Origin of the sequence: Paracoccus simplex (genome assembly GCF_042648325.1) — a bacterium.
Lineage (GTDB): Bacteria > Pseudomonadota > Alphaproteobacteria > Rhodobacterales > Rhodobacteraceae > Paracoccus > Paracoccus simplex.
The window spans coordinates 28,290-53,246 of record NZ_JBHRXE010000013.1; the positions used below are offsets into that span (position 1 = coordinate 28,290).

At 67.6% G+C, this 24,957-nt stretch carries 26 protein-coding genes; 15 read left to right on the plus strand and 11 right to left on the minus strand.

Annotation, left to right across the window (positions count from 1 at the left end):
* Window positions 1-112: 112 nt before the first annotated feature.
* The gene (locus ACFOMP_RS06280) at window positions 113-1,252 is read right to left on the minus strand and encodes an ABC transporter substrate-binding protein (RefSeq protein ID WP_379028627.1); all 1,140 of its coding nucleotides are present in this window, start codon (window positions 1,250-1,252) and stop codon (window positions 113-115) included.
* Between the two features lie 72 nt (window positions 1,253-1,324).
* Between ACFOMP_RS06280 and ACFOMP_RS06285 the strand changes: the two genes are divergently transcribed.
* The 14 genes from ACFOMP_RS06285 (at window position 1,325) to ACFOMP_RS06350 (ending at window position 13,556) form a co-directional block, all read left to right on the plus strand.
* Window positions 1,325-1,996, plus strand: coding sequence for a response regulator (locus ACFOMP_RS06285; RefSeq protein WP_379028629.1), 672 nt, complete (start codon window positions 1,325-1,327; stop codon window positions 1,994-1,996).
* Window positions 1,993-3,405, plus strand: coding sequence for a sensor histidine kinase (locus ACFOMP_RS06290; RefSeq protein WP_379028631.1), 1,413 nt, complete (start codon window positions 1,993-1,995; stop codon window positions 3,403-3,405). The genes ACFOMP_RS06285 and ACFOMP_RS06290 overlap by 4 nt, the downstream gene beginning before the upstream one ends.
* Before the next feature lie 73 nt (window positions 3,406-3,478).
* The gene (locus tag ACFOMP_RS06295) at window positions 3,479-4,321 is read left to right on the plus strand and encodes a LysR family transcriptional regulator (RefSeq protein WP_379028633.1); all 843 of its coding nucleotides are present in this window, start codon (window positions 3,479-3,481) and stop codon (window positions 4,319-4,321) included.
* Between the two features lie 261 nt (window positions 4,322-4,582).
* A complete protein-coding gene (locus ACFOMP_RS06300; RefSeq protein WP_289896031.1) occupies window positions 4,583-5,419 on the plus strand; it encodes a methylamine utilization protein MauF in 837 nt (278 codons plus the stop codon).
* Between the two features lie 88 nt (window positions 5,420-5,507).
* Window positions 5,508-6,797 (plus strand): methylamine dehydrogenase (amicyanin) large subunit, encoded by a 1,290-nt coding sequence (gene mauB / locus ACFOMP_RS06305; protein ID WP_289896032.1) that lies wholly within the window; start codon window positions 5,508-5,510, stop codon window positions 6,795-6,797.
* A 1-nt stretch (window position 6,798) separates the two neighbouring features.
* A complete protein-coding gene (locus ACFOMP_RS06310) occupies window positions 6,799-7,359 on the plus strand; it encodes a MauE/DoxX family redox-associated membrane protein (RefSeq protein WP_379028636.1) in 561 nt (186 codons plus the stop codon).
* A gap of 1 nt (window position 7,360) precedes the next feature.
* Window positions 7,361-7,960 (plus strand): methylamine dehydrogenase accessory protein MauD, encoded by a 600-nt coding sequence (mauD, locus tag ACFOMP_RS06315; protein ID WP_289896034.1) that lies wholly within the window; start codon window positions 7,361-7,363, stop codon window positions 7,958-7,960.
* Window positions 7,961-8,003: 43 nt separating this feature from the next.
* Window positions 8,004-8,570 (plus strand): methylamine dehydrogenase (amicyanin) small subunit, encoded by a 567-nt coding sequence (gene mauA / locus ACFOMP_RS06320; protein WP_289896035.1) that lies wholly within the window; start codon window positions 8,004-8,006, stop codon window positions 8,568-8,570.
* 77 nt (window positions 8,571-8,647) lie between these two features.
* A complete protein-coding gene (locus ACFOMP_RS06325) occupies window positions 8,648-9,046 on the plus strand; it encodes an amicyanin (protein ID WP_379028638.1) in 399 nt (132 codons plus the stop codon).
* A gap of 21 nt (window positions 9,047-9,067) precedes the next feature.
* Window positions 9,068-9,964: a methylamine utilization protein MauJ gene (gene mauJ / locus ACFOMP_RS06330; RefSeq protein ID WP_379028640.1), complete on the plus strand. Its 897-nt coding sequence runs from the start codon at window positions 9,068-9,070 to the stop codon at window positions 9,962-9,964.
* Between the two features lie 5 nt (window positions 9,965-9,969).
* Window positions 9,970-11,184: a cytochrome-c peroxidase gene (locus ACFOMP_RS06335; RefSeq protein ID WP_379028642.1), complete on the plus strand. Its 1,215-nt coding sequence runs from the start codon at window positions 9,970-9,972 to the stop codon at window positions 11,182-11,184.
* A 19-nt stretch (window positions 11,185-11,203) separates the two neighbouring features.
* Entirely contained in the window at window positions 11,204-11,869 is a 666-nt protein-coding gene (napG, locus tag ACFOMP_RS06340) for a ferredoxin-type protein NapG (protein ID WP_379028644.1), read from the plus strand.
* Window positions 11,866-12,759: a quinol dehydrogenase ferredoxin subunit NapH gene (napH, locus tag ACFOMP_RS06345; RefSeq protein WP_379028646.1), complete on the plus strand. Its 894-nt coding sequence runs from the start codon at window positions 11,866-11,868 to the stop codon at window positions 12,757-12,759. The genes napG and napH overlap by 4 nt, the downstream gene beginning before the upstream one ends.
* A 110-nt stretch (window positions 12,760-12,869) precedes the next feature.
* A complete protein-coding gene (locus tag ACFOMP_RS06350; protein ID WP_289896041.1) occupies window positions 12,870-13,556 on the plus strand; it encodes a fumarylacetoacetate hydrolase family protein in 687 nt (228 codons plus the stop codon).
* Window positions 13,557-13,665: 109 nt separating this feature from the next.
* Here the strand turns inward: ACFOMP_RS06350 and ACFOMP_RS06355 are convergent, their stop codons facing one another.
* The 7 genes from ACFOMP_RS06355 to ACFOMP_RS06385 form a co-directional block, all read right to left on the minus strand.
* A complete protein-coding gene (locus tag ACFOMP_RS06355) occupies window positions 13,666-14,844 on the minus strand; it encodes a Hint domain-containing protein (protein WP_379028649.1) in 1,179 nt (392 codons plus the stop codon).
* Window positions 14,845-15,237: 393 nt separating this feature from the next.
* Entirely contained in the window at window positions 15,238-16,836 is a 1,599-nt protein-coding gene (locus ACFOMP_RS06360; RefSeq protein ID WP_379028651.1) for a GMC family oxidoreductase, read from the minus strand.
* A gap of 46 nt (window positions 16,837-16,882) precedes the next feature.
* The gene (locus ACFOMP_RS06365) at window positions 16,883-17,881 is read right to left on the minus strand and encodes a branched-chain amino acid ABC transporter permease (protein ID WP_289896044.1); all 999 of its coding nucleotides are present in this window, start codon (window positions 17,879-17,881) and stop codon (window positions 16,883-16,885) included.
* Between the two features lies 1 nt (window position 17,882).
* The gene (locus tag ACFOMP_RS06370; protein ID WP_379028653.1) at window positions 17,883-18,770 is read right to left on the minus strand and encodes a branched-chain amino acid ABC transporter permease; all 888 of its coding nucleotides are present in this window, start codon (window positions 18,768-18,770) and stop codon (window positions 17,883-17,885) included.
* Window position 18,771: 1 nt separating this feature from the next.
* Entirely contained in the window at window positions 18,772-19,476 is a 705-nt protein-coding gene (locus tag ACFOMP_RS06375) for an ABC transporter ATP-binding protein (RefSeq protein WP_289896045.1), read from the minus strand.
* The gene (locus ACFOMP_RS06380; protein ID WP_379028655.1) at window positions 19,473-20,249 is read right to left on the minus strand and encodes an ABC transporter ATP-binding protein; all 777 of its coding nucleotides are present in this window, start codon (window positions 20,247-20,249) and stop codon (window positions 19,473-19,475) included. The genes ACFOMP_RS06375 and ACFOMP_RS06380 overlap by 4 nt, the downstream gene beginning before the upstream one ends.
* Window positions 20,249-21,448 (minus strand): ABC transporter substrate-binding protein, encoded by a 1,200-nt coding sequence (locus ACFOMP_RS06385; protein WP_379028657.1) that lies wholly within the window; start codon window positions 21,446-21,448, stop codon window positions 20,249-20,251. Before ACFOMP_RS06385 ends, ACFOMP_RS06380 begins: the two co-directional genes overlap by 1 nt.
* A gap of 183 nt (window positions 21,449-21,631) precedes the next feature.
* On the opposite strand from ACFOMP_RS06385, the gene ACFOMP_RS06390 reads away from it, so the two are divergent.
* Window positions 21,632-22,537, plus strand: coding sequence for a LysR family transcriptional regulator (locus ACFOMP_RS06390; protein ID WP_379028659.1), 906 nt, complete (start codon window positions 21,632-21,634; stop codon window positions 22,535-22,537).
* 139 nt (window positions 22,538-22,676) lie between these two features.
* Here ACFOMP_RS06390 and ACFOMP_RS06395 read toward each other — a convergent pair whose 3' ends face one another.
* The 3 genes from ACFOMP_RS06395 to minD form a co-directional block, all read right to left on the minus strand.
* Complete coding sequence (locus ACFOMP_RS06395) at window positions 22,677-23,690, minus strand: nucleotidyltransferase family protein (protein WP_289896049.1); 1,014 nt, start codon at window positions 23,688-23,690, stop codon at window positions 22,677-22,679.
* Window positions 23,691-23,844: 154 nt separating this feature from the next.
* Complete coding sequence (gene minE, locus ACFOMP_RS06400; protein ID WP_019352063.1) at window positions 23,845-24,120, minus strand: cell division topological specificity factor MinE; 276 nt, start codon at window positions 24,118-24,120, stop codon at window positions 23,845-23,847.
* Window positions 24,121-24,122: 2 nt separating this feature from the next.
* Window positions 24,123-24,944, minus strand: a complete 822-nt coding sequence (gene minD / locus ACFOMP_RS06405) for a septum site-determining protein MinD (RefSeq protein WP_019352062.1) — start codon at window positions 24,942-24,944, stop codon at window positions 24,123-24,125.
* Between the last annotated feature and the right edge of the window lie 13 nt (window positions 24,945-24,957).

Consider the following 24,957-nt stretch of genomic DNA (forward strand, 5'->3'; position numbering starts at 1 on the left):
CTCTCCCGGAATGCGGGCGGTCCTCCGTGAGCCCGGGAACCGGACCCTGCGCCCTTTCCAGCACAGAAACCTGTCACGGACCTGACATGCCGCGAAAAAGGCGGAAGAAAATCTAGCGGCCCGACAGCGCGCGATTCCAGCGCGCCAGCAGCCGGGCGCGCGTCGCCTGGTCCAGATAGGCCAGCAGGCCGGGGCTGACCGGCACCGGCTTCAGCCGCAGCCCGGCCAGATCCTGCATCCCGCCCGCCGGCGTCGGCTGGCCCGCCACCTCGAGGCTGACGGCGGATAGCCGCAGCGTCTCGGACAGCAGCTCCTGCCCCTCGGGCGACATCAGGAAGGCCAGGAAGCCCGCGCCCCGCGCCGGATTGCGCGCGGCCGTGGGCACCAGCGCCACGCGCGAGACGACGACGGTGAAGTCGCGCGGCAGGATCAGCCCGATATCGGGATGCCGCCGCGCCCAGTCGGTCACGTAGGAGCCGAGCAGGTTGTAGCCGAGCGCCAGCCGGCCGTCAGCGATCCGTTCCAGCAGTTCGCCGGTGGTGGCGTATTGGCGCACCCCGGCGCGGCCCATCGCCTCGGCCACCGCCCAGATGCCGGGATAAAGCTCTTGGTCGCGGGCCAGGAACAGGTAGCCCACGCCCGAGCGCGCCGGGTCGTAGGTGCCGATGCGGCCCTGCGCTTCCTCGGGGTGCTCGGCCAGCCAGCGGATCAGGTCGGCGCGGGTGGCGGGGGGCGGGTGCCCGGCGAAGCTGGGCTTGTGATAGGCGAAGACCGCCGGTTCGAAGGTCAGCGCATAGACGGTGTCGCGCCAGTTCGCCCAGTCGGGCCAGTTCGCCGTATCGGGCGTGACCACCGGCCGGGCAAAGCCGTCGTTCGCCAGCTTGACCTGCAGGTCCATGGCCGAGGAAAAGACGAAATCGGCGGTGCCGCCGCCGCCGCCCTCGCTTGCCGCCTGGCTTTCGGCGACGATGCGGTCGTGCAGCGCGCCGGTCAGCAGATCCTCGTAGCGCACCGCCAGATCGGGATGCGTCCTCTGGAAGGCGGCGATCAGCGGCCGGGCCAGGTCGCTGTCCAGCGAGGAATAGATCAGCAGCTCCTCGTCCGTCCGGCCGGACGGGGGCGGGAAAAGCGTGGTCTCGGCAAGGCTCGCCCCGGCGGCAAGGACAAGGGCGACGGCTGGCAGAAGGGCGGGCAGGCACATGATCGGGCCAGATTGCCCGAGCCGCGCCCGGTTCACAAGCGGCCGGTTCATCGGCCTTGGGCTACTTGGCCCGGTTCACAAGGCCCCCGCGCGCCGCTAGGCTGACGGCCGGAAGGGGGCGGCATGCGCATCTTGCTGGTCGAGGACAATCTTTCGCTGGCCGAAGGGCTTGCACAGCTGCTGCGCCAGTCGGGCTATGCGGTGGACGTGGTGCATGACGGCGCCTCGGCCGAGGCGCTGGCGGCGGCCGAAAGTTTCGACCTGGTGATCCTGGACCTGAACCTGCCGCAGATGGACGGGCTGACGGTGCTGCGCGCCATGCGGGCACGGCGCAACCCGGCCGCGGTGATGATCCTGACCGCGCGCGGCACGCCCGAGGAGCGGGTGCGCGGCCTGGACCTGGGCGCCGACGACTATCTGATCAAGCCCTTCGACATCGGCGAGTTCGAGGCGCGCATCCGCTCGCTGCTGCGCCGGCAGGCCGGGCTGCGCACCGCGACGGTCAGTTTCGGCGGGCTGACCTTCGACCAGAATAGCCGCAGCTTCGCGGTGGGCGAGCAGGCCCTGGACCTGCCGGCGCGCGAACGCGGGCTGCTGGAACTGCTGATCACCCGCGCCGGCAAGGTGGTGCCGCGCGAAAGCATCGTGCAGTCGCTGACCTCGCTGGAAGACGATCTGTCCGCCAACGCCATCGAGCAATATGTCAGCCGGCTGCGCAAGCGGCTGGCCCCGGCCGGGCTGACGGTCAGGACGGCGCGCGGCATCGGCTATTTCCTGGACCGGGCCGAACCTTGAGCGCCGGCCCGCCGCCAGGGCCCCGCGGGGCGCATCCGCCGGGCCGCCCCTTCTCGATCCGCCGCCGGCTGCTTTTGTGGCTGCTGGTGGCCACGGCGGTCTTCGGGGCGCTGGCGCTGGTCGATACCTGGCGCGAGGCCAAGCGCATGGCAACGGCGCTGGCGGACCGGGTGCTGGCCGGCTCGGCCCTGGTGATCGCCGAGCGCGCCTCGCTGGACGAGGACGGGCTGATCGCCATCGAGATCCCCTACGGCGCGCTGGAAATGCTCAGCTCGGCGGCCGAGGACCGGGTGTTCTATCGCGTCGACGGGCCGCCCGGACGGCTGGTCACCGGCTATGGCGACCTGCCGGTGGCAGCGGCCGTGCCGGGCGGCGACCCGGCCTTTTCGGATGGCAGCTTCCGCGGCGAGCCGGTGCGGGTGGCCAGCCTGGCCCGCGCCGCCTCGACCGGCATCGACGAGGTGCCCTTCATCGTCACCGTGGCCGAGACCACCAGCGCGCGCGAGGAACTGACCCGCACCATCCTGATGCGCTCGGCGCTGCGGCTTCTGCTGATGATGCTGGGCGCGGCGCTGATCGTCGGCATCGCGGTGACCGTCTCGCTGCGGCCGCTGCACCGGCTGGGCGAGGCCATCGCCACCCGCAGCCCCGACGATCTGGGCCCGGTCGAGACGCCGGTGCCATCAGAGGTGCGCGGGCTGGTCGGCACCATCAACGGCTTCATGCTGCGGCTGAAATCGGCGCTGGACGGGCTGCGCAACTTCACCGGCAATGCCGGGCACCAGCTGCGCACGCCGCTGGCGGTGGTGCGCACCCAGCTGGCGCTGGCGGCGCGGGCGCCGACCCTGGCCGAGGCGCAGGCCGCCGCCGCCAAGGGCGATGCCGCCGTCGCCCATGCCGAGCGCATCCTCGCCCAGCTGCTGCTGCTGGCCAAGGTCGACGCGGCGGCCGGGCGGGCCCTGGCGCCCATCGACCTGGCCGCGCTGGCCCGCGACCTGGCTGCCGAGCAGATCCCCGCCGCCGCCGAATCCGGCATCGACCTGGGCTTCGAGGGGCAGGGGCCGCTGCCCATCCGCGCCGAGCCGCTGCTGCTGGGCGAGGCGCTGCAAAACCTGGTCTCGAACGCGATCCTGCATACCGGCCGCGGCGCCGTGGTCACCATCCGCGTGCGGCGCGAGGCCGGCACGGCTGTGGTCGAGGTCGAGGATGACGGGCCCGGCATTCCCGCTGAGGCCCGCGCCGCCGCCGTGGGCCGCTTCGCCCGCGGCCAGACCCAGGGACCCGGCATGGGGCTGGGCCTGCCGGTGGTGGAGGAGATCGCCCGGCTGTTCGGCGGTGCGCTGAGCCTGCACCAGGGCGCGGGCGGGCGCGGGCTTTGCGCGCGGATCCGCTTCCCGCTGGCCGACTGACCGCCCCGCCCCTTTACATGGCCGGCAATTCGGCCCAAGGGCTTACAAACTGGGCAGTTGCGGCGCTACCGTGATGAATTGGGATGATTTCCGCATAATCTCCGCGATCTGCAAGACCGGCTCCTTCGCCAGGGCGGCACGGCTTCTGCAGATCGACGAGACCACGGTCGGCCGCCGGGTGGGGCGGATCGAGGCGGGGTTGGAGATGCCGCTGTTCGAGCCCGCCGACGGCATGCGCCGCCCGACGGGCGGCTGCCTGGCCATCCTGCGCCCGCTGCAGGAGATGGAGGCCGCCGCCGCCCGCATCCAGCGGGCGCTGCGCCAGCAGGACTATGCCGACCGGGTGTTTCGCATCTCGACCGTGGCCGCCATCGCCGAACACTGGCTGGCGCCGCATCTGCCGCATCTGCTGCAGGAATTGCCGGAACTGTCGCTGAGCATCGACACCTCGGACGACAATGTCGAGATGTCGCGATGGGAGGCCGATTTCGCGCTGCGCCTGGGCCGGCCGAAATACGGCACCTTCCTGATGCGCCGGATCGGCGAGATCGGCTTCTCGCTGGTCCGGCCGCGCGACCTGGCGCCCGAAGCCGAGGTGCTGGCCGCCTATCCGCAGATGCTGGCCGACACCCCCGAGATGCTGGGCCTGCTGTCGAGGCTCCGGGGCCGGGCCATCCGGCTCGAGACCGCCAATCTGAACCTGATCCGCGCCATGCTGGACAGCGGGCGCGGCATCGGCATCCTGCCCGATCTGATGGTGCAGGGCCTGCTTCGGCGGGACGATGTCAGCGTCACTCCGATGCCGATCACGCGCGAGGTCTGGCTGCTGTCGCAGCCGCATCTGCGCAATGACGAACTGGCCCGCAGGCTGTCCGAATGGTGCGCCACGCTGTTCCCCGCACGGCGGGACGCCTAGGCATCCACCACCAAAGGATGAATTGCCCGCCGCTTTCCGCGACTCTCGATTTTTTTGCCAATGAGTTGTTTTTACTTCATAAATCAAAGTGTCTAATGGATTCCCTCTGCCCCTGCATTTTCGCAGCCCCGGGCTGCAGAGAAACTCATTTCACCTTCGGGAAACAGCACGCAGTCTGCGGTTGAAACGGGTCCAAGCGGTATTGTGACGCTGCGACGGGAGGCCGCGACGACCCGTGAACCGAACGAGAGGAGGCGTGCGGTGACTTCCATTGATGATTTCCGGTTGCAGACGGGCGAGACCGTCGGCGTCCCCGATTGCGACGTCTTTCCCGACAGTTTCTCGCGCGGCAGCCGCCTTGCCGTGCTGGGCCTCAGCCTGGCGGCCGGGCTGGCCGGCGGCCTGCTGCTGAGCGAGGCGGGCTCGGGCATGGCGCTGTGGGGCTGCATCGGCCTGGCGGCCTTTGCCGGCGGCCTGCTCTCCACCTGGTCGCCCTGCGGCTATTCCTCGATCTCGTTGCTGCGGCCGACCGGCAAGGGGGCCAAGGCGCTATTGGGCTGGCTGCCGACCTTTGCCATGCACGGGCTGGGTTATGCCGCCGGCGCGCTGATCCTTGGCGCGCTGCTGGGGGCGATCGGCATGATGGCCGGGTTCTCGGGCTTCGCCACCGGTTTCGGCCTGGCGGTGCTGGCGCTGATCGGCCTGGCCTATGGGGCGCATCAGCTGGACTTCCTGCGCGTGCCCTATCCGCAGCGCCGGGCGCAGGTGCCGCATGACGCGCGCCAGCGCTTTCCGAAATGGGTGGTCGGCGGGCTTTACGGCCTGTCGCTGGGCCTGGACTACCTGACCTATGTGCAGACCCCGCTGCTTTACATGATGACGGCGGCCGCCATCCTGACCGGCAATGTCGCCGAGGCCATCGCCATCATCGCGCTGTTCAATCTGGGACGCTTCCTGCCGGTGGCGGTGAACCTGTTCCCGGTGACGGATTACGCCATCCAGGCCTGGCTGGGTCGCCATCAGGAGCGCGCGGCCATCGTGGACGGCGCCATCCTGACCGCGCTGGGGGCCGGGTTCGCCGTTCTGGCGCTGGTCTGACTATCCGCTGAACTACCCTGTTTTTCTGCATGACCCACCATCCGGCTGCCCGGATGGTCCGGGTCGGATACACACGAGGGAGGAAACCATGGCTCTTTCACGCAGAGCGACCATCAAGGACACGAGGCTTCTGGGCCTGTGCGCGACCTCTTTCCTGCTGGCTGCCGGACCCGCCATGGTCCAGGCCCAGGAAAGCGGCGCGGCGGAACCGGCCGCGGCCACGGCTGCCGCTGAAACGCCCGAGGCCGGCCAGACCGAGGGCCAGCGCGCCGCCGCCGAGGCCGCGCAGCAACTTGCCGCCGGCGAGGCCGACGAGCCGGTGATCCTGAACGCGCCCAAGCCCGATGCCCGGCGCGTCTATGTGCAGGATCCGGCGCATTTCGCCGCCATCACCCAGCAGTTCGTCATCGACGGTTCGAGCGGCGAGGTGCTGGGCATGACCGATGGCGGCTTCCTGCCGCAGCCGGTGGTGGCCGATGACGGCTCGCTCTTTGCCCAGGCCAGCACGGTGTTCTCGCGCATCGCCCGGGGCACCCGCACCGATTACATCGAGGTCTTCGATCCGGAGACGCTGCAGCCCACCGCCGATATCGAGCTGCCCAAGGACGCGCGCTTCCTGGTCGGCACCTATCAGTGGATGAACGCGCTGACGCCGGACAACAAGTCCTTCCTGTTCTACCAGTTCTCGCCGGCGCCCGCGGTGGGCATCGTCGATCTGGAGAACAAGAAGTTCGACCGCATGGTCGACGTGCCGGACTGCTATCACATCTTCCCGGCCAGCCCGACGGTGTTCTACATGAACTGCCGCGACGGCAGCCTGGCGCGGGTCGATGTTTCCGAGGCCGAGCCCAAGGTCTCGAACAGCAAGGTCTTCCACACCGAGGAAGAGCTGCTGATCAACCACCCCGCCTATACGACCCGCACCGGGCGGCTGGTCTGGCCGACCTATACCGGCAAGATCTACCAGATGGACCTGACCGCCGAGGAACCCAAGTTCCGCGAGCCGATCGAGGCGCTGACCGAGGCCGAGCGCGCCGATGGCTGGGCGCCGGGCGGCTGGCAGCAGGTCGCCTATCACCGCGGCTCGGACCGCATCTTCCTGCTGGTCGACCAGCGCGACCAGCACAAGCACAAGACCGCCAGCCGCTTCGTCGTGGTGCTGAACGCCGCCACCGGCGAGCGCATCGGCAAGATCGAGATGGGCCACGAGATCGACTCGATCAATGTCAGCCAGGATGCCGAGCCGCTGCTCTATGGCCTCTCGTCGGGCAGCCAGACCCTGCACATCTACGATGCCGCCTCGGGCGAGGAACTCCGCAGCGTGAACCAGCTGGGCCGCGGTCCGCAGATCCTCCTGACCCATGACATGGAGTCATGAGATGACGGCGCTTTTGCAGGAACCCCTGATCCTCTGGACCCTGCGCAGTTTCCTTGCGGCGCTGTTTGCGACCGCGGCGGTCTCGAAGCTGACCGGGATCGAGGAGTTCTACGGCGTGGTGCGGAATTTCCGCCTGCTGCCGGACGGGCCCAGCCGCGCGGTGGCCATGGTGCTGCCGGTGGCCGAGCTGGCCATCGCCGTGGCCCTGCTGGTCCCGGCGCTGGCCCGGCCCGCCGCCGTCGCTGCGGCGGTGCTGCTGGCGGTCTTCGGTCTCGCCATCGCCGTCAACGTGCTGCGCGGGCGCACGCAGATCGACTGCGGCTGCTTTCGCGGCGGCATGAAGCAGCACATCAGCTGGCTGCTCGTCGGCCGCAACGCCGGGCTGACCGGGCTGGCCCTGGCGCTGGCCGCGCTGCATCCGGTCGCGCGCCCGGCCGGGGCGGTCGAACTGACCACCGGTCTGATCGCCGGCGCGGTGCTCATGCTTCTCTATTTCAGCGCATCGCTGCTGGGCGGGCTCTCCGCCACGCAGAACGCAACCTCTACAGCGAAAGGCCGCTGACATGACGTTTCTGATTGCCTCGAACATCCTGCTTTGGATCGCCTTCCTGGGCGTGACGGTGGTCATGCTGGGCCTGATGCGGCAGATCGGGCTGCTGCACGAGCGCTCGTCGCCCATGGGCGCCATGATCACCGATCACGGCCCGGATATCGGCGACCAGGCGCCGGAATTCGACCTGCCCGACTATTTCGGCCGCTCGGTGCATATCGGCGGCGCCTCGGCCGAAGGCCGGCCGACGCTGCTGATGTTCACCGCGCCCACCTGCCCGGTCTGCGACAAGCTGTTCCCGATCATCAAGTCCATCGCCAAGGCCGAGAAGATCGGCGTGGTGATGATCAGCGACGGCGCCCCCGAGGAGCACGCCCGCTTCCTCAAGAACCACGAGCTGGGCCAGATCCGCTATGTCGTCTCGGCCGAGATCGGCATGGCCTTCCAGGTCGGCAAGATCCCCTATGGCGTGCTGCTGGATGCCAAGGGCGAGATCAAGGCCAAGGGGCTGACCAACACGCGCGAGCACCTGGAAAGCCTGCTGGAAGCCGACAAGACCGGCTTTGCCTCGCTGCAGCAGTTCATGGCCAGCCGCAAGAAGAACGCGGCCTGACCCGGCCGTTCCCGTCTCGACCCAAGCTGAGGGAGGATCAACGATGCTGGGGAACTTCAGATTCGATGCCATGGTCGAAAGACTGTCCCGCCGGGTGGCCGGCCGCACCAGCCGCCGCGGCGCCATCGGCCGGATCGGCACGGTGCTGGCCGGAGCGGCCATCGTGCCGCTGCTGCCGGTGGACCGGCGCGGCCGCGTCAGCCGCGCCAATGCGGCCTCGGCGCCGGAAGGCGCCGACCCGCGCGCCAAATGGCAGCCGCAGGACCATGACGTGCAGGCCTGCGACTACTGGCGGCACTGCTCGATCGACGGCAACATCTGCGACTGCTCGGGCGGTTCGCTGACCAACTGTCCGCCGGGCACCAAACTTGCCACCGCGTCCTGGGTGGCCAGTTGCTACAACCCGACCGACGGGCAAAGCTACCTGATCGCCTATCGCGACTGCTGCGGCGCGAACGTCTCGGGCCGCTGCCCCTGCCTGAACACCGAGGGCGAGCTGCCGGTCTACCGCCCGGAATTCGCCAATGACATCATCTGGTGCTTCGGCGCCGAGGATGACGCCATGACCTATCACTGCACCATCTCTCCCATCGTCGGCAAGGCCAGCTGACGATCCCTGCCGGACGCGACCTCCGCCCGGGCCAGCCCGGCCGCGTCCGGCACCCTTTCCCCGAAGAGGAGCTTTCCATGAATTTCGCAATGAAGTCGCGGGCCGTCCTGACCGCCCTGATGCTGACGGCCTCCGGCGCCACCGCAACCCTGGCGGCCGATGCGATCACCGTGCCCAACGCGGCCGCGGTGCCTGCCGCCGAAGTCCCGGCCGAAGCCATCGTCGTCAATATCAACAAGATGAAATACGACCAGCCCGAGCTGAAGGTGAAGCCCGGCGACACCGTCTACTGGATCAACAAGGAAGTCATGCCGCACAACGTCGCCTTCAAGAAGGGCGAGGTGGGCGACGAGCCCTTCAAGGGCGACATGCTGAAGAAGGACCAGGCCTATTCCATCACCTTCAACGAGGCCGGGGCCTATGAATATCACTGCACCCCGCATCCCTTCATGCGCGCCAAGGTGATCGTCGAGTGAATCGCGGGAAAGGAACCGGCCATGTGGATCCCCTATGACATCCGCGCCGCGTTGAAGGCGGAAAGCAGCCGCGACAGCATCAGCCTGTCGCGGGCCGACATCCGCACGCGCGAATTTCTGGTCGGCTTCTTCCTGCGCAATCCGGTGACCCAACTGTGGGAACTGGACCTGCTGGTCCCCGGCGACCTGCCGCTGGCGGGGCCGGAAGCGGGCGGAATGCGGATCAGCCTGCACGGGAACGAGGGCGGCAAGCTGGCCGAGATCCTCTGCCGGCTCGATGCCGCCTCGGCCGAGGAGGCGCTGGATCGCGCCCATGCCGATATCGAGCGGCGCATCCAGCGTTATCTGGTCGAGACCGGGCGCGGCATGGCCATCGCCGGCTGGCGCATCGCCGACATGGCGCATGGCGCCCGCTGGCGCTGCACGCCCTTCCGTCCCAGCGCCATGCAGCTGGACTTCGCCGCGCTGGCCCCGATCGAACCGGACCTGGCGCCGGTCGTCGGGCTGTTCCAGCGCGCCCGCAATGCGCCCGATGCCGCCAGCCGCCTGCTGGCCGGCTTCGCCGTGCTGCACGCCGCCGCCAGCGGCCATGCCGCGCTGGCGCGCTCGGGTGCGGAAGCCCTGCGGGTCAGCGAGGAGATGCTGATCCATTCCGGCGCGCTGAACGCCCCCGAGGATCTGCTGGGCCTTGGCCTTGCGGATCTGATCGCGGTGCTGCGGCCGCATCACGACCGGCTGTTCGCGCCCGACGGGGTGCTGGCGCCGCTGGCGGACGGTCTGCCGGCGCAAAAGCACCTGTCGCAGCTTGCCAATCTGGCGGATCTGGTCGCGCATCGGCTGATCGCGGCCGAGATCCGCGCCCGCAGCAGCCTGGCCGCCTGCCGTGCCGCGGCGGCGGGGCAGGGGGTCGAGGTCTGATCGTCATGCCGCGTTTTCATCCCCTGCCGTCCCTGCTTTTGCCGCTGATGCTGGCCGGTGCCGTGGTGACGGTGGGCGCCGCGGCCGGGCGCGACCAGCGCCTGCCCTCGGGCGAGGCGGCGCCGGAACTGGCCGAGCTTGGCCGGCGGCTGTTCCACGACCCGGCGCTGTCGCGGGGCGGGACGCAGTCCTGCGCCACCTGCCACGACCCGGAACAGGCCTTCACCGACCCGCGCGAGGGCGCGGCGGGCCGGGCGGTGTCGCTGGGCGACGACGGCATCTCTTACGGCGACCGCAACACGCCGACGCTGAGCTATGCGGCGCTGAGCCCGGTCTTTCACCGCGACGAGAAGGGCCGCTACAAGGGTGGCCAGTTCTGGGACGGGCGTGCCGACGATCTTCAGGATCAGGCTGGCCAGCCGATGCTGAACCCGGTCGAGATGGCGATGGCCGACAAGGCGGCGGTGGTCGGACGGCTGCGCGACGATCCGGACTATCGCGACAGTTTCGCGACGCTGTTCGGCCCCGATGCGCTGGAGGATGTCGGCCGCGCCTTCGAGCATACCACCGCTGCCCTGGCCGCCTATCAGCACGGCGAGGAGTTCCTGCCCTTCGATTCCCGCTTCGACCGCTGGCAGCGCGGCGAGGCCAGCCTGACCGCGCAGGAGGAATTCGGCTATACCGTCTTCATGACCTGGAACTGTCGGCTGTGCCACCAGCTGCAGAAGCAGGGCGTGGTCGAGCGCGAGACCTTCACCAGCTTCGAGTTCCACAATATCGGCGTGCCGGTGAACCAGGCCGCCCGCGCCGCCAACGGTCTGGGTGCGGACCATGTCGACCGGGGACTGCTGGCGCGGCCGGGGATCGACGATCCGGCCCAGGCCGGGCGCATCAAGGTGCCGACATTGCGCAACATCGCGGTCACCGGCCCCTATATGCACAATGGCGTGTTTCGGGATCTGCGCACCGCCGTGCTATTCTATAACAAATATACCAGCCGCCGGCCCGCCTCGCGCATCAATCCCGAGACCGGCGAGGATTGGGGTCCGCCCGAGGTGGCCGAGAACCTGTCGCTGGCCGAGCTGCAATCCGGGCTGATGCTGGACGAGGCCCGCGTCGATGCGCTGGTGGCCTTTCTCGAGACCCTGACCGACCGGCGCTACGAGCCGCTGCTGGCCGAGCAGAAACGCGCAGCCGAGGAGGCGGCCCGGACCGACTGAAGACCCGGAGGAGAGCAGGATGGCATCCAGCAAGCGCAAGATGAACCGTCGCACGGCCATGCAGGAACTGGCCCGCGGGGCAGGGGCGGCCTGTCTGGGCGGGTTCTCGCTGGCGGCGCTGGTCGAATCCGCCGCGCGCGCCGATGCCCGCGCCCTGCGCCCGCCGGGGGCGCTGCCCGAGGAGGATTTCCTGGCCGCCTGCGTGCGCTGCGGGCTTTGTGTGCAGGCCTGCCCCTATGACACGCTGTCGCTGGCCGAATGGGGGCAAGAGGCGGCGGTCGGCACGCCCTTCTTCACCCCGCGCGCCGAGCCCTGCTACATGTGCAAGGACGTGCCCTGCGCAAGAGCCTGTCCGACCGGGGCGCTGGACCGCGACATCGCCTCGATCCGCGATGCCGACATGGGCGTCGCCGTGCTGGTCGGACACGAGGACTGCCTGAACTACAAGGGCATGAATTGCAGCATCTGCGTCCGGGTCTGCCCGATCCGCGGCGATGCGATCACGCTCGAGCCCGGCGAGGTCGACGGCCGCGCCATCATGATTCCGACCGTGCATTCCCAGCATTGCACCGGCTGCGGCACCTGCGAGAAGCATTGCGTCACCGGCCATGCCTCGATCCGGGTGCTGCCGCGCGACCTGGGGCTGGGCGGCGCCGGCCGCAACCGCGCGGGGAGGCCGGCATGATCGGGCCGCTGATTTCCGAGAACCGCCGGCTCAGCGTCGCGGCGCGCGGCTGGCTGCGCTCGCATAAATGGTGGCTGATGCGGCGGCTGACCCAGGTCTCGTTGCTGGGCCTGTTCATGCTGGGGCCGTGGCTGGGGATCTGGATCGCACGCGGCAATTTCGCCGCCAGCGACATCGCCGGCCTGGTGACGCTGGCCGATCCCTATATCCTGGTGCAGGGCCTGTTCGGCGGCACCTCGCCGGCCTGGCCGGTGCTGAGCGGGGCGATCCTGATCGCGCTGGCCTATCTGGTGCTGGGTGGCCGGGCCTATTGCGGCTGGGTCTGCCCGGTCAATGTCGTGACCGACACCGCCTTCTGGCTGCGCGAGAAGACCGGGCTGACCCGCGACCGCAAGCTGGACCGGCGCACCCGGCTGTTCATTCTGGCCGGAACGCTGCTCGCCTCGTTCCTGACCGGCGCCGCGGCCTGGGAATTCGTCAACCCGGTCAGCCTGTTGCAGCGCGCCTTCATCTCGGGGATCGGGCTTGGCTGGGCGATCATCCTGGCGGTGTTCCTGCTGGACCTGTTCGTCTCGCGCCGGGCCTGGTGCAGCCATCTCTGCCCGGTCGGGGCCTTCTACGGGCTGATCGGCCGCTTCTCGCTGGTCCGGGTTTCGGCCGCGCGGCGGGACGCCTGCACCGATTGCGGCGCCTGTTTCAACATCTGCCCCGAGCCGCATGTCATCGTGCCGGCGCTGAAGGGCAAGGCCAGCCCGCTGATCCTGTCCGGCGATTGCCAGAATTGCGGCGGTTGCATCGACGCCTGCCCGGTCGATGTGTTCCAGATCTCTGGCCGCAAACCCTGGCTGCACGGCTCGCGGCAGGCCGCGCCGGTGTCGGAGACGCCCTGAGCACGGGCGAAGCCTGCGCCGCCGGATTCGCCTCGGTTGCATCGCCGCTTTCCCCGCGCCGCGGAACCGGGCAGAGTCGCGGCATCGTCCCCCTGCCATGGATCCCCTGCATGTCTTATGTCCTGCCCGTTCCCGCCACGCCCTCGGTCCCGGTCACCGGCCGCGGCGAACGTTTCGCGGTGCGCCGCATCTTCTGCGTCGGCCGCAACTATGCCGATCATGCGCGCGAGATGGGCCACGACCCGGACCGCGAGCCGCCCTTCTTCTTTTCTAAGCCGGCCGATGCGCTGCTGACCGACGATGCGCCGCTGCCCTATCCGCCGCTGACCGCGGACCTGCATTACGAGGCCGAACTGGTCGTCGCCATCGGCCGCGGCGGCAGCGACATCCCGGTCGAGCGGGCGCCGGATCACGTCTGGGGCTATGCCGCCGGGAACGACTTCACCCGCCGCGACCTGCAGGCCGAGGCGAAGCGGCTGGGCCGCCCCTGGGACATGGCCAAGGGCTTCGACCATTCCGCCGCCTGCGGGGCGATCACCCCGGCGGCAGAACTGGGGCGGCTCGACCATGGTCGCATCGTCTCGACGGTCGATGGCGTGCTACGCCAGCAGGGCGACCTGAGCCAGATGATCTGGTCGGTGCCCGAGATCGTCGCCATCCTGTCGCGCCATGTCGCGCTGGCGGCCGGCGATCTCATCTTCACCGGCACACCGGCGGGGGTTGGCGCGTTGTCCCGCGGCGCGCAGGTGGTGGTCGAGATCGACGGCCTCGCCCCGCAGCGCACCCGGGTGATCTGAGATCGCGGCCTGCGCGCCGTTGCCGGATCGCGATTGTTCGGCACCGCTGCCGCAAAGCAAAACGACCGCGGATCGCTCCGCGGTCATCCTGTGGGATCAGCAGCCCGGTTCAGCTAAAGACGGGACGGCTGTGCTGAACGTGACGGACGGTCATCCGCCGCGATTTCCGGCCCGAAGGGATCGGACGCGCCGGGGTCGGAGCGAAATCCGCATCGCGCAGTTGCGGGAACAGCGCGAAAATCTCTTCCCGGGCTGCCGCGCCGACCGATTTCAGCGCCTCGGTGCCGGTATAAAGCGATTCCGTGGCGGCGCCGTTGGAATTCACCACCTCGTGGTTCTCGAACAGGATGTGGAAATACTCCACCTCGGCCACGTCCTCGGCAATATCGACGCCCTCGATCTGCAGAAGCTGCTTGGCGGCGACAAGCACCTCCATCGCCCCGAACATCTTGAGCGCGATCTTCGAGCGCACCAGGACGCGGTGCTGCGGCGAAACCACCAGGTCGGTCGAAGGCGTCAGGTCGCCAAGCGCGCCGGCCTTGATGCGGATCGGGCGCAGTTTCGGCTGCGCGGTCAGGGCGGCGGCGGCCAGTTTGACCGAGCCGATCCAGCGCACCGGCTGCAGCCCGTGATCGCGGGTGCGGACCAGATCGCCCACCGTCAGCGTCTCGACGGCGACGAAACCGTCCCGGGTCTCGATCAGGGTGCCGGCGGTGAAGCAGGGCACGACATCCTCGTCATCCAGCGGCAGCGTGCCTTCGGGATCATAGGCGACGTTGACGATCAGGGTGTCGAGCGTCTGCTGCAGCGTGCCGAGGATCGGCGCCAGCAACGGATTGCTGTTGAGTTCGGACAGGTTGATGTCCGCGAGGTTGACGGGAAGCCCAGCCACGGTGCCTTGGATATTCAGGCCGATATGGCTGGCATCCAGCGGCTCGTCGGTGACGAAATAGGTGTTGCCATCCTCGCCGACGACATAGGAACCGCTGATGGGATTGAGCTGGATGGTCACGCCGAGAAGAGGCGGCAGACCGATGGATGCCGTCGCCGTCGAAAGCGTGCCGGTGCCGGCGAAGGTGCCGGTCAGTTCCGGATTCTGCTCGGTATCCACCAGCGACACGTCGTCGCCGCGGGTCAGGGTGGTGGCCGAATTGGCGTCCACGTCATACTGGCTGAATTCGTTCGAGCCGCTCAGTTCGTTCAAGAGCAGGTTGTTGCCCAACGACAGAACCGGCGTGGTTGCGGTCAGGTCGATGGTCGCATCAGGGATTTGAGTATAATATGCCATGTTTCACCCAAAGTCAGACCGGTGGTCAATCACCGAGTCGAGGTTTTTCAAATGTCCGGACAGGGGGAATGCACACCCGACGGACGCCAACACATGGTACGCTAAGAACACGCGCCGCGCGGGAATCAATACGACAAAAAGTTGATTCAGCGACGACGCATACTCTCTATGCGTCTTTTCCCGTGAGCACGCAACTGTTTTGAGGCCGTCAAGCCTTCCAAGAATTCTGCAAGAAAGGCGGATGATTCGGGCAGATAAACGAAAGGCATAGGGGAATCGGGTTTTCTGCGTAAACCGCAGTTATTTTCACCGCCTCCGCGGTCACGCGGATCTTCTGGCAGACCAAAAACCTTTTGAAAGTCAGGCGACGCCGGACCGGCACGGGGCAGCGGGTCAGCCCCGCGCATCCTCAAGCATCATCCGCGCCGCCTTTTCCGCGATCATCATCACCGGGGCGTTGGTATTGCCGCTGGTGATCGTCGGCATCACCGAGGCATCGGCGATCCGCAGCCGGCCAAGCGCCCGCATCCGCAGCCGCGCATCGACCACCGCGCCGTCATCGGCGCCCATGCGGCAGGTGCCGACCGGATGGAAGATGGTGGTGCCGACGGCGCCGGCCGCCCTGGCCAGATCCTCGTCGCTCTGGAAGGCGATGCCGGGGACGTGCTCCTCGGGGTTGAAGCGGTTGAAGGCCGGCTGCGCCGCGATCTTGCGTGCCAGGCGGATGGCACGCACCGCAACCTCGCGGTCGGCCTTGGCCGAAAGGTAATTCGGGCGGATCGCGGGATGGGCGCGGAAATCCGGCCCGGCGACATGGACCGAGCCGCGGCTTTCCGGGCGCAGGTTGCAGACCGAGGCGGTCATGGCCGGGAAGGGATGCACGGGGTCGCCGAACTTGTCGAGGCTGACCGGCTGGACGTGGAATTCCAGGTCCGGGGTCGCCTTGTCCGGCCCCGAGCGGGTGAAGATGCCGAGCTGGCTGGGCGCCATCGACATCGGGCCCGAGCGTTTCAGCAGATATTCCAGCCCGATCGCCGCCTTGCCCATCAGGCGCGAGGCCTTCTCGTTCAGCGTCGGCACGCCGCGCACCTTGTAGACCAGCCGCAATTGCAGATGGTCCTGCAGGTTCTCGCCCAGGGACGGAACCTCGACCTGCGGGGTGATGCCGGCGGCCTGCAACACCTCGCCACGGCCGATGCCGGAATGTTCGAGGATCTGCACCGAGCCGATGGCGCCCGCCGCCAGCACCGTCTCGCGCATCGCGCGGACCTCGCGGCGCTGGCCCTGATGGTGGAAGACGACGCCCGTGACCGCGCCCGCCTCGATCACCAGCCGCTCGACCTCGGCGCCGGTCAGGATGCGCAGGTTGGGGCGGTTCCGCACCGGGCGCAGGAAGGCGCGGGCCGCGCTCCAGCGCCAGCCGCTGCGCTGGGTCACGTCGAAATAGCCGCCGCCCTCGTTGTCGCCCCGGTTGAAATCCTCGGTCCGGGGGATGCCGGCCTGTTCCGCCGCATCCATGAAGGCGTCGAGCACCGCCCAGCGGACCCGCGCCGTCTCGACCCGCAATTCGCCGCCGGCGCCGTGCATGGCATCGCCGCCGCGATAATGGTCCTCCTGCGCCTTGAACAGCGGCAGCACGTCGTCCCAGCCCCAGCCGGTGCAGCCAAGCTGGCGCCAATGGTCGTAATCCGCCGCCTGCCCGCGCATGTAGATCATACCGTTGATCGAGGAGCAGCCGCCCAGCACCCGGCCGCGCGGGTAAAGCAGCGCGCGGCCGTTCAGCCCCGGCTCGGGCTGGGTGCTGTAGCCCCAATCGGTGCGCGGGTTGCCGATGCAATAGAGATAGCCGACCGGGATGTGGATCCAGTGGTAATTGTCGCGCCCGCCGGCCTCCAGCAGCAAGACCCGGGTGCCGGGATCGGCGCTGAGGCGATTGGCCAGCACGCAGCCGGCGCTGCCCGCGCCGATCACGATATAGTCGTAGCTTTCCATCGGATACTCCATGCAGGGCCCCCGCTTGCACGCGGGGGCCGCACCATCACGATTCGGAGCGGAACCCCAGTTTCCGACCGAGCTTGGTTGCGAAGAACTCGCCCACCAGGCCGCGGCGGAACAAGAGCACGCAGACCATGAAGACGAGGCCGGTGATGATCGTCACCGGGAAGTCCGAGGTGGCGAGGAAGTTCTGCAGGCTCACCACCAGCCCGGCGCCGACGATGGGACCGAAGAGCGTGCCGATGCCGCCCAAAAGCGTCATCAGGATCACCTCGCCCGACATCTGCCAGGCCACGTCGGTCAGGGTGGCGAACTGGAAGATCAGCGCCTTGACCCCGCCGGCCAGCCCGGCCAGCGCCGCCGACATCACGAAGGCGCCCAGCTTGTAATGCTGCACCGAATAGCCGAGCGAGATCGCGCGTTGTTCGTTCTCGCGGATCGACTTCAGGATCATGCCGAAAGGCGAGTTCACGAAGCGCCGGATGATCAGCAGACCGATCACGAAGACCGCCAACACGAAGTAATACATGTTCATCGGCCGGTTCAGGTCGATCAGCCCGAACAGATGCCCGCGCGGCACCGACTGGATGCCGTCCTCGCCATGGGTGAACGGGGCTTGCAGACAGAAGAAGAAGAACATCTGCGACAGCGCCAGGGTGATCATGGCGAAATAGATGCCCTGGCGGCGGATGGCGATGGCGCCGATCACCAGCCCCAGCCCGGCCGCGCCGGCGACGCCCAGCAGGATGCCCGCCTCGGGTGGCCAGCCCCAGACCTTGACCGCATGGGCGGTGAAATAGGCCGCGCCGCCGAAGAAGGCGGCATGGCCGAAGGACAGCAGCCCGGTATAGCCCAGCAGCAGGTTGAAGGCCGAGGCGAAGAGCGCGAAGGCCAGCAGCTTCATCAGGAAGATCGGGTAGAGGAACATCGGCGCCACCAGCAGCCCGGCCAGGGCCAGGGCGATCAGCAGCAGCCGGGCCTGGCCGGCGCGGGGATGGGCCGCGACCGGATCCGGGGCGGCGGTTTCGGTTTTCCCGGCCATGTCAGGCCTCCTTTCCGAAAAGGCCCGCGGGCCGCAGGATCAGGACGATCGCCATGATCACGAAGATGACGATGTTCGAGGCCTCGGGGTAGAAGACCTTGGTCAGCCCCTCGACCACGCCCAGCAGATAACCGGTGACGATGGCGCCCAGGATCGAGCCCATGCCGCCAACCACCACCACCGCGAAGACGATGATGATCAGGTTCGAGCCCATCAGCGGGCTGACCTGATAGACCGGCGCCGCCAGCACGCCCGCGAAACCGGCAAGGCCCGCGCCAAGCGCATAGGTCAGGGTCAGCAGCAGCGGCACGTTGACGCCGAAGGCCTGCACCAGCGTGGGATTCTCGGTCGCGGCGCGCAGATAGGCGCCAAGCTTGGTCTTCTCGATCAAGAGCCAGACCCCGATGCAGACCGCCAGCGAGGCGACGACGACCCAGCCGCGATAGATCGGCAGGAACATGAAGCCCAGGTTCACCGCCCCGGTCAGTTGCGAAGGCGGCGCATAGGGCTTGCCCGAGGCGCCGAAGAAGTAACGAAACGTCCCCTCGATCGCCAGCGCCAGGCCGAAGGTGAACAGCAGGCCGTAGAGATGGTCGAGCTTGTAGAGCCGCGACAGCATCGTGCGCTCGACCACGGCGGCAAGGATGCCGACGATCAGCGGCGCCACGATCAGCGCCAGCCAGTAGTTGATGCCGCCCCAGTTCAGAAGCAGCAGCGCCGCGAAGGCGCCCAGCATGTATTGCGCGCCATGGGCGAAGTTGATGACCCGCAGCAGGCCGAAGATCACCGCCAGGCCCAGGGACAGCAGCGCGTAGAAGCTGCCGTTGATCAGCCCGACCAGCAGTTGCCCCATGAGCGCCTGGACGGGAATGCCGAAGATCATGGTCATGTCATACCCCCAGTTCGCGATGCAGCAGATCCATCTGCTGCGGCAGATCCCCGACCGGGAATTCCGCTGTCATCCGGCCGTGGTCCATCAGGTAGAAGCGGTCGGCGACCTTGGCGGCGAAGCGGAAGTTCTGCTCGACCAGCACCACGGTCATGCCGCGGGATTTCAGCTTCCGCAGCACCTCGCCGATGGCCTGGATGATGACCGGGGCCAGGCCCTCGGTCGGCTCGTCCAGCAGCAGGCAGCGCGCGCCGGTGCGCAGGATGCGGGCCATGGCCAGCATCTGCTGTTCGCCGCCGGACAGCTTGGTGCCCTGGGAATTGCGGCGTTCGTGCAGGTTCGGGAACAGCGCGTAGATTTCCGCCACCGACATGCCGCCTTCGGCCACCTTCGGCGGCAGCATCAGGTTCTCCTCGACCGAAAGGCTGGCGAAGATGCCGCGTTCCTCGGGCACGAAGCCCAGACCGGCGCGGGCGGTCTGGTGCAGGGGGACGCCCATCATGTCCTGGCCGGCAAAGGCGATCTTGCCGGTCCGCTTCCTGAGGATGCCCATGATGGTTCGCAGGGTGGTGGTCTTGCCCATGCCGTTGCGGCCCAGGATGCAGATCATCTCGCCTTCGTGGACATGCATGTTCACGCCATGCAGCACATGGCTTTCGCCATACCAGGCCTGCAGGTTTTCGACGGACAGCAGCGGCGCGGTCATGCCTCGGACCCCATATAGGCGGTGCGCACGCGCGGATCGGCCGAGACGGTGGCGTAATCGCCCGCCGCGATGATCTCGCCCCGTTGCAGCACGGTGACGCGGTGGCAGATGTCGGCCACGACGTTCAGGTTGTGTTCCACCATCAGCACGGCGCGTTGGCGGGCGACGTCGCGGATGATCCTGGCGACCATGGCCACGTCCTCCTGGCCCATGCCGGCCATCGGTTCGTCAAGCAGCAGCACCTCGGGATCGAGCGCGAGCGTGGTGGCGATCTCCAGGACACGCTTCCTGCCATAGGACAGGTCGGCGGCGCGATGGTCGCGCCAGGGGGCAAGGCCCAGCTGCTCGATCAACTGGTCGGCGCGGGCGTCGAGCCGGTCGAGCGACGAGAGCGGCAGCCAGAACTGCACCGCCAGCCCCGCCGGGCGTTGCAAGGCGACCTTGACGTTCTCGCGCACCGTCAGGTGCGGAAAGACCGCCGAGATCTGGAAGCTGCGCACCAGCCCCATGCGGGCGACCTTGTCGGGCGGCGTGCGGGTGATGTCCTGGCCCAGAAGCGTGATCCGCCCCCGGGTCGGCTGCAGGAACTTGGTCAGCAGGTTGAAGACCGTGGTCTTGCCGGCGCCGTTCGGGCCGATCAGGGCGTGGATGCGGGCATGCTCCACGTCCAGGTCGACATTGTTCACCGCCGTGAAACCCGCGAAATCCTTGCCGAGGCCGCGGGCGGAAAGCACCACCCGCGGCTCGGCCTGCATAGCAGGGGCGGCCGCCATCACTGGACCAGCGGGCAGCCGCTCTTGGCCGGATCAAGGAAGGCCTGGTCGCCGGGGATGGTGGCCAGAACGTTGTAATAGTCCCAGTCCTCCTTGATGTCGGCCGGGGCCTTGACCTCCATCAGATAGGCGTCCTTGATCAGCCGGCCGTTGGCGCCGACCTTGCCGCCCTGGGCAAAGACGTCGTCGACCGGCATCTCGTGCAGCTTCTTGGCGACGGCCTCGGTCTCGTCGGTGCCGGCCTCCTGGATCGCCTTCAGGTATTGCGTCACCGCCGAATAGGTGCCGGCATGAACCATGTTCGGCATCACGCCGGTGCGTTCCATGAAGCGCTTGCCGAACTCGGCCGATTGCGCGTCGCGGTTCCAGTAGAAGCTCTCGGTCAGGGTCAGGCCCTGTGCCGCCTCGGCGCCGAGGCCGTGCACCTCGGCGATCGAGAACAGCAGCGCCGCCAGCTTCTGCCCGCCGGCGGTGATGCCGAACTCGGCCGCCTGCTTGATGGCGTTCTGCGTGTCGAGGCCGGCATTGGCCAGGCCGATCACCTTGGCGCCCGAGGACTGCGCCTGCAGCAGGAAGGACGAGAAATCGGTCGTCGCCAGCGGGTGGCGCACGGCGCCGACCACGGTGCCGCCATGTTCCTTGACCACGTTCGAGGTCTGCTCCTCCAGCGAATAGCCGAAGGCATAGTCGGCGGTCAGGAAGAACCAGCTGTCGCCGCCCTCTTTCACCAGCGCGCCGCCGGTGCCGACCGCCAGCATGTGGGTATCATAGGCCCAATGGAAACCATAGGGCGTGCAGGCCTTGCCGGTCAGCTCGGTCGTGGCGGCGCCGGTGTTGATGGTGATCTTCTTCTTTTCCTGCGACAGCGCCTGCACGGCCAGGCCGACCGAGGAGGTGGTCAGCTCCATGATGCTGTCGACCTGCTCAGTGTCATACCATTGCCGGGCGATGTTCGAGGCGATGTCGGGCTTGTTCTGGTGGTCGGCGCTGACGATCTCGATCGGCGCGTCCAGAACCTTGCCGCCGAAATCCTCGACCGCCATTTTCGCGGCCTCGACCGAGTTCTTGCCGCCGAAATCGGCATAGACCCCGGACTGGTCGTTCAGGATGCCGATCCTGACCTTGCCGTCGGAAACCTCGGCCAGCGCGGGCGCGGCGGCAAGACCGACCGCAGCGGTCGTGAGCAGAATGTTTCGCACGTTTTCCTCCCAAGGATGGTCCCTTCCGGCGGTCCGTTCTGCCGGCCGGTTCGGGACGCTTTCTGTCATGGGGGCCGCCTTTATGCCGGCCGCCTCCCTGACGGAACGATGCAGCGGAATCGCCTTTGACACAAGCGTTCAGAGAAGTTTAATTTCATACAGATCCTGTGCATTTTTGAACAGATGGCCAATCTCGACTGGGACGACCTGCAATTCTTTCTGGCGGTGGTGCGAGAGCGGCAGCTTTCCCGCGCCGCGCGGCTGCTGGGCACCTCGCATGTCACGGTCTCGCGGCGGATCGACCGCCTGGAACAGGCGCTGAACACCCGGCTGTTCGAACGCAACCCCCGCGGCTACGAGCCCACCGCCGCCAGCCTGCGGCTGATCGAGACCGCCGAGCGCATGGAGGAGGCGGCAAGCCAGATCCCCCTGGACCGCGGCACTGCGGCGGGGCAGGTCCGTTCGCTGCGCCTGGCGATGCCGGAAGGGTTCGCCAGCCTGTTCTCGACCCATCTGCTGCCCGAGTTCATCGCGCGGTTTCCGCTGCTCTCGCCCGAACTCATCACCATGCCGCAGGTGCTGTCGTTGTCCCGGCGCGAGGCAGATATCTGGATCACCCTGGACCCGGTGACCAACGGTCCCTACCGCTCGGAACGGCTGGCGGACTACACCCTGCATCTTTACGCGACGCGGGACTATCTGCAGACCATGCCGCCGGTCCAAGCCCCCGCGGACCTGCGGCCGCACCGCATCATCGGCTATATCGAGGAGATGATCTTCGCGCCCGGGCTCGACTACCTGGGCGAGGTGCATCCGTCGCTGCGGGCGATAGTAAAAAGTTCCAGCATCTTCAACCAGCTCGCGGCGGTTCGCAATGGGCTGGGGGTCGGCGTGCTGCCCCATTACATCGCCAGGAAGTATCCGGAGTTGCAGATCGTGCTGCCCGATCAGGTGCGGCTGACGCGGACCTATTGGCTGACCTGCCACCGCGACGTGCGCATGATGCAATGGGCGGGCCAGGTCATCGCTTTCCTGGCCACCAGCCTGCGGGCACGGGGCGAGGAACTGGCATTGCAGTTGCCGGAATGAAGCCCGGCAAGGGTGCTGGAAAAATTGTCGATTGTCTATCTAGCAGATTGATTAAAATATACTAATCAATAAAACGCTGTAGAGCCTCACGCCAATTGTAATATTTTCCAAATTCTTTCAGGGAATTGTGACGTAAATCTCATATGGATTCGAGGCTATCCCGCAGGTGCGGCAGCCGGTTCAGGCTGGATTGCAGCCGCGCCCGCCATGAGGGGCCTTTCTGCCTGGCTGTCTCATAGGCCTCGCGCAGGTCGTCCGGGCGTTCCCGCGACAGCACCGAGATCAGGAATTCCGCCTGCGCGCGGTCCTTGCGGGCCTTGAGCGCGTCGGGTCCGTCGCGCCGCCGGTCGGCGACGATCAGCTTGTGAATGGCATAGCGCTCGGGCCGGGGCACCTGGATCAGGAAACCGGCGCGATAGAGCAGCGGCACCTGGATCGGCTCGGCGATCAGGTAGTTGAGGTAATGCAGGCTCTGCGCCGAGACGCCGAGTGCCGGCAGTTCGCGCAGGCCCTCGTTCTCGTCGAAGCAGGGGGTCAGGAACTCGACCAGCGTCTGCTGCGCGCTCTGGCGCCAGCGCCAGACATGCTGGCCGTCGACCGAGGGCAGGGGGGCAAAGCTGAGGTCGCGGAACACCTCGGCCAGCGGCTCGGTCACCTGGTCGCCAAGGGCGATGGACAGCCGCTCGAAGCTGGCAATGTCCACGTCGTCGGTCATCGCCGCCTGGTCGAAGCCGATGCGCACGCCCAGCTCTCCCTCGTAGCAGCGAAAGGCCTGTGTCCCGATCAGCGTGCCGCCCAGCCGGAACACGCCGCTGCGCGCCATGGCCGAGATCACCTGGCCCGAACCGCGATCGGTCATCAGGCAGCCCTCGGCCCGCAGGATGCGCATCAAGCGCGAGCGTTCGGCCTGACTTTGCTTTTCGGCGGCGCGGATGCGTTCGGCGCGTTCAAGCCGGGTGCGCAGTTCGGGGTTGTCCTCGCCGATATAGCGGTCGACGGTCTGGTCGCCGATGCGGAAATGGTCGTACCAATAGGATTTCTGACCGACCTTCTTCAGCCGCGGCGTGCCGCGCAACTCGCCCACCGCCGCATCCCGCAGATGCCGCAGCAGGTCGGTCCAGGCGGCAACGGCCACCGGCGAGAGGTCCTTCATCGCGCTTACCCCACGCTTCCCGATCTGTGGGGGGTATAGCATATTGCTCCTTACCCCACAAACTTTTTATCGTGGGGTAAGGTCGTGGCTCGTGGCTCGTGGCTCGTGGCTCGTGGCTGGCGGTGGTCGGGGCAGGGCGCCCCGCCGGCCGCGATCAGCCAAGCCGCTTCAGCGCCGTCTTGCCGCTGCCCGGCATCTCGATATTGATCTCGAGGCTCGACAGGTCGTCGCTGCGTTCCAGCTTGATGTCGACCGCATCGCCGTCGACATCCATATGGCGGCGGACCACCTCGAGGATGTCGCGCTGCAAAAGCGGCAGGAAATCGGGGCCGGAATTGCTGGTGCGCTCATGCGCAAGCAGGATCTGCAGACGCTCCTTGGCGGTCTGCGCCGAATTGGGCTTTCGCTGGCGGAACGAGAAACCGAACATGGTCAGGCCGTCCGTCCCAGCAGCCGCTGGAAGAAGCCGCGCCGCTGTTCGCCGGGATTCACCCGCATCTCGATCTGCTCGCCGACCAGCCGGCCGACGGCGTCCATGTAAGCCTTGCCGGCCGGTGATTTCTCGTCCAGCGACACCGGCGTGCCCTCGTTCGAGGCCTTCAGCACCGAGGTGCTTTCCGGAATGATGCCCAGAAGCGGGATGGCAAGGATTTCCAGCACGTCCTGCACGCTCATCATCTCGCCATTGGCCGAGCGGTTCTGGTCGAAGCGGGTCAGCAGCAGTTGCGCCTTGACCGCGCTGTCATCGCCCTTTTCCGCCAGGAAGGTCTTGGAGTTCAGCAGCCCCAGCACCCGGTCGCTGTCGCGCACCGACGACACTTCCGGGTTGGTGACCACCACCGCCTCGTCGGCGTAATACATCGCCAGATGCGCGCCGCGCTCGATCCCGGCCGGGCTGTCGCAGACGATATAGTCGAATTCCTCGCGCAGTTCGTCCAGCACCGTCTTGACGCCCTCGGTGGTCAGCGCGTCCTTGTCGCGGGTCTGCGAGGTCGGCAGGACATACAGGTTCTCCAGCCGCCGGTCCTTGATCAGCGCCTGCTTCAGCTTGGCGTCGCCCTGAATCACGTTGATGAAGTCGAAGACCACACGGCGTTCGCAGCCCATGATCATGTCGAGGTTGCGCAGGCCCACGTCGAAATCGATCACGACCGTCTTGTGTCCGCGCATGGCGAGACCCGCGGCGATGGCGGCAGAGGAGGTCGTCTTGCCGACGCCGCCCTTGCCCGAGGTGACTACGATAACCTTGCTCACGAGCGTTTCCTTT

Excerpts from the sequence above, each read along its gene's own strand:
- ACFOMP_RS06350 (WP_289896041.1), top strand. The coding sequence starts at position 12,870 with ATGTCTTATGTCCTGCCCGTTCCCGCCACGCCCTCGGTCCCGGTCACC.
- ACFOMP_RS06395 (WP_289896049.1), bottom strand. The coding sequence starts at position 23,690 with ATGAAGGACCTCTCGCCGGTGGCCGTTGCCGCCTGGACCGACCTGCTG.
- mauA (WP_289896035.1), top strand. The coding sequence starts at position 8,004 with ATGCTGGGGAACTTCAGATTCGATGCCATGGTCGAAAGACTGTCCCGC.
- ACFOMP_RS06375 (WP_289896045.1), bottom strand. The coding sequence starts at position 19,476 with ATGACCGCGCCGCTGCTGTCCGTCGAAAACCTGCAGGCCTGGTATGGC.
- ACFOMP_RS06280 (WP_379028627.1), bottom strand. The coding sequence starts at position 1,252 with ATGAACCGGCCGCTTGTGAACCGGGCGCGGCTCGGGCAATCTGGCCCG.
- ACFOMP_RS06365 (WP_289896044.1), bottom strand. The coding sequence starts at position 17,881 with ATGGCCGGGAAAACCGAAACCGCCGCCCCGGATCCGGTCGCGGCCCAT.
- ACFOMP_RS06325 (WP_379028638.1), top strand. The coding sequence starts at position 8,648 with ATGAATTTCGCAATGAAGTCGCGGGCCGTCCTGACCGCCCTGATGCTG.
- ACFOMP_RS06380 (WP_379028655.1), bottom strand. The coding sequence starts at position 20,249 with ATGGCGGCCGCCCCTGCTATGCAGGCCGAGCCGCGGGTGGTGCTTTCC.
- ACFOMP_RS06360 (WP_379028651.1), bottom strand. The coding sequence starts at position 16,836 with ATGGAAAGCTACGACTATATCGTGATCGGCGCGGGCAGCGCCGGCTGC.
- ACFOMP_RS06285 (WP_379028629.1), top strand. The coding sequence starts at position 1,325 with ATGCGCATCTTGCTGGTCGAGGACAATCTTTCGCTGGCCGAAGGGCTT.
- napH (WP_379028646.1), top strand. The coding sequence starts at position 11,866 with ATGATCGGGCCGCTGATTTCCGAGAACCGCCGGCTCAGCGTCGCGGCG.
- mauB (WP_289896032.1), top strand. The coding sequence starts at position 5,508 with ATGGCTCTTTCACGCAGAGCGACCATCAAGGACACGAGGCTTCTGGGC.
- ACFOMP_RS06370 (WP_379028653.1), bottom strand. The coding sequence starts at position 18,770 with ATGACCATGATCTTCGGCATTCCCGTCCAGGCGCTCATGGGGCAACTG.
- ACFOMP_RS06355 (WP_379028649.1), bottom strand. The coding sequence starts at position 14,844 with ATGGCATATTATACTCAAATCCCTGATGCGACCATCGACCTGACCGCA.
- minE (WP_019352063.1), bottom strand. The coding sequence starts at position 24,120 with ATGTTCGGTTTCTCGTTCCGCCAGCGAAAGCCCAATTCGGCGCAGACC.
- ACFOMP_RS06390 (WP_379028659.1), top strand. The coding sequence starts at position 21,632 with ATGGCCAATCTCGACTGGGACGACCTGCAATTCTTTCTGGCGGTGGTG.
- ACFOMP_RS06310 (WP_379028636.1), top strand. The coding sequence starts at position 6,799 with ATGACGGCGCTTTTGCAGGAACCCCTGATCCTCTGGACCCTGCGCAGT.
- ACFOMP_RS06335 (WP_379028642.1), top strand. The coding sequence starts at position 9,970 with ATGCCGCGTTTTCATCCCCTGCCGTCCCTGCTTTTGCCGCTGATGCTG.
- napG (WP_379028644.1), top strand. The coding sequence starts at position 11,204 with ATGGCATCCAGCAAGCGCAAGATGAACCGTCGCACGGCCATGCAGGAA.
- ACFOMP_RS06295 (WP_379028633.1), top strand. The coding sequence starts at position 3,479 with ATGAATTGGGATGATTTCCGCATAATCTCCGCGATCTGCAAGACCGGC.
- mauD (WP_289896034.1), top strand. The coding sequence starts at position 7,361 with ATGACGTTTCTGATTGCCTCGAACATCCTGCTTTGGATCGCCTTCCTG.
- mauJ (WP_379028640.1), top strand. The coding sequence starts at position 9,068 with ATGTGGATCCCCTATGACATCCGCGCCGCGTTGAAGGCGGAAAGCAGC.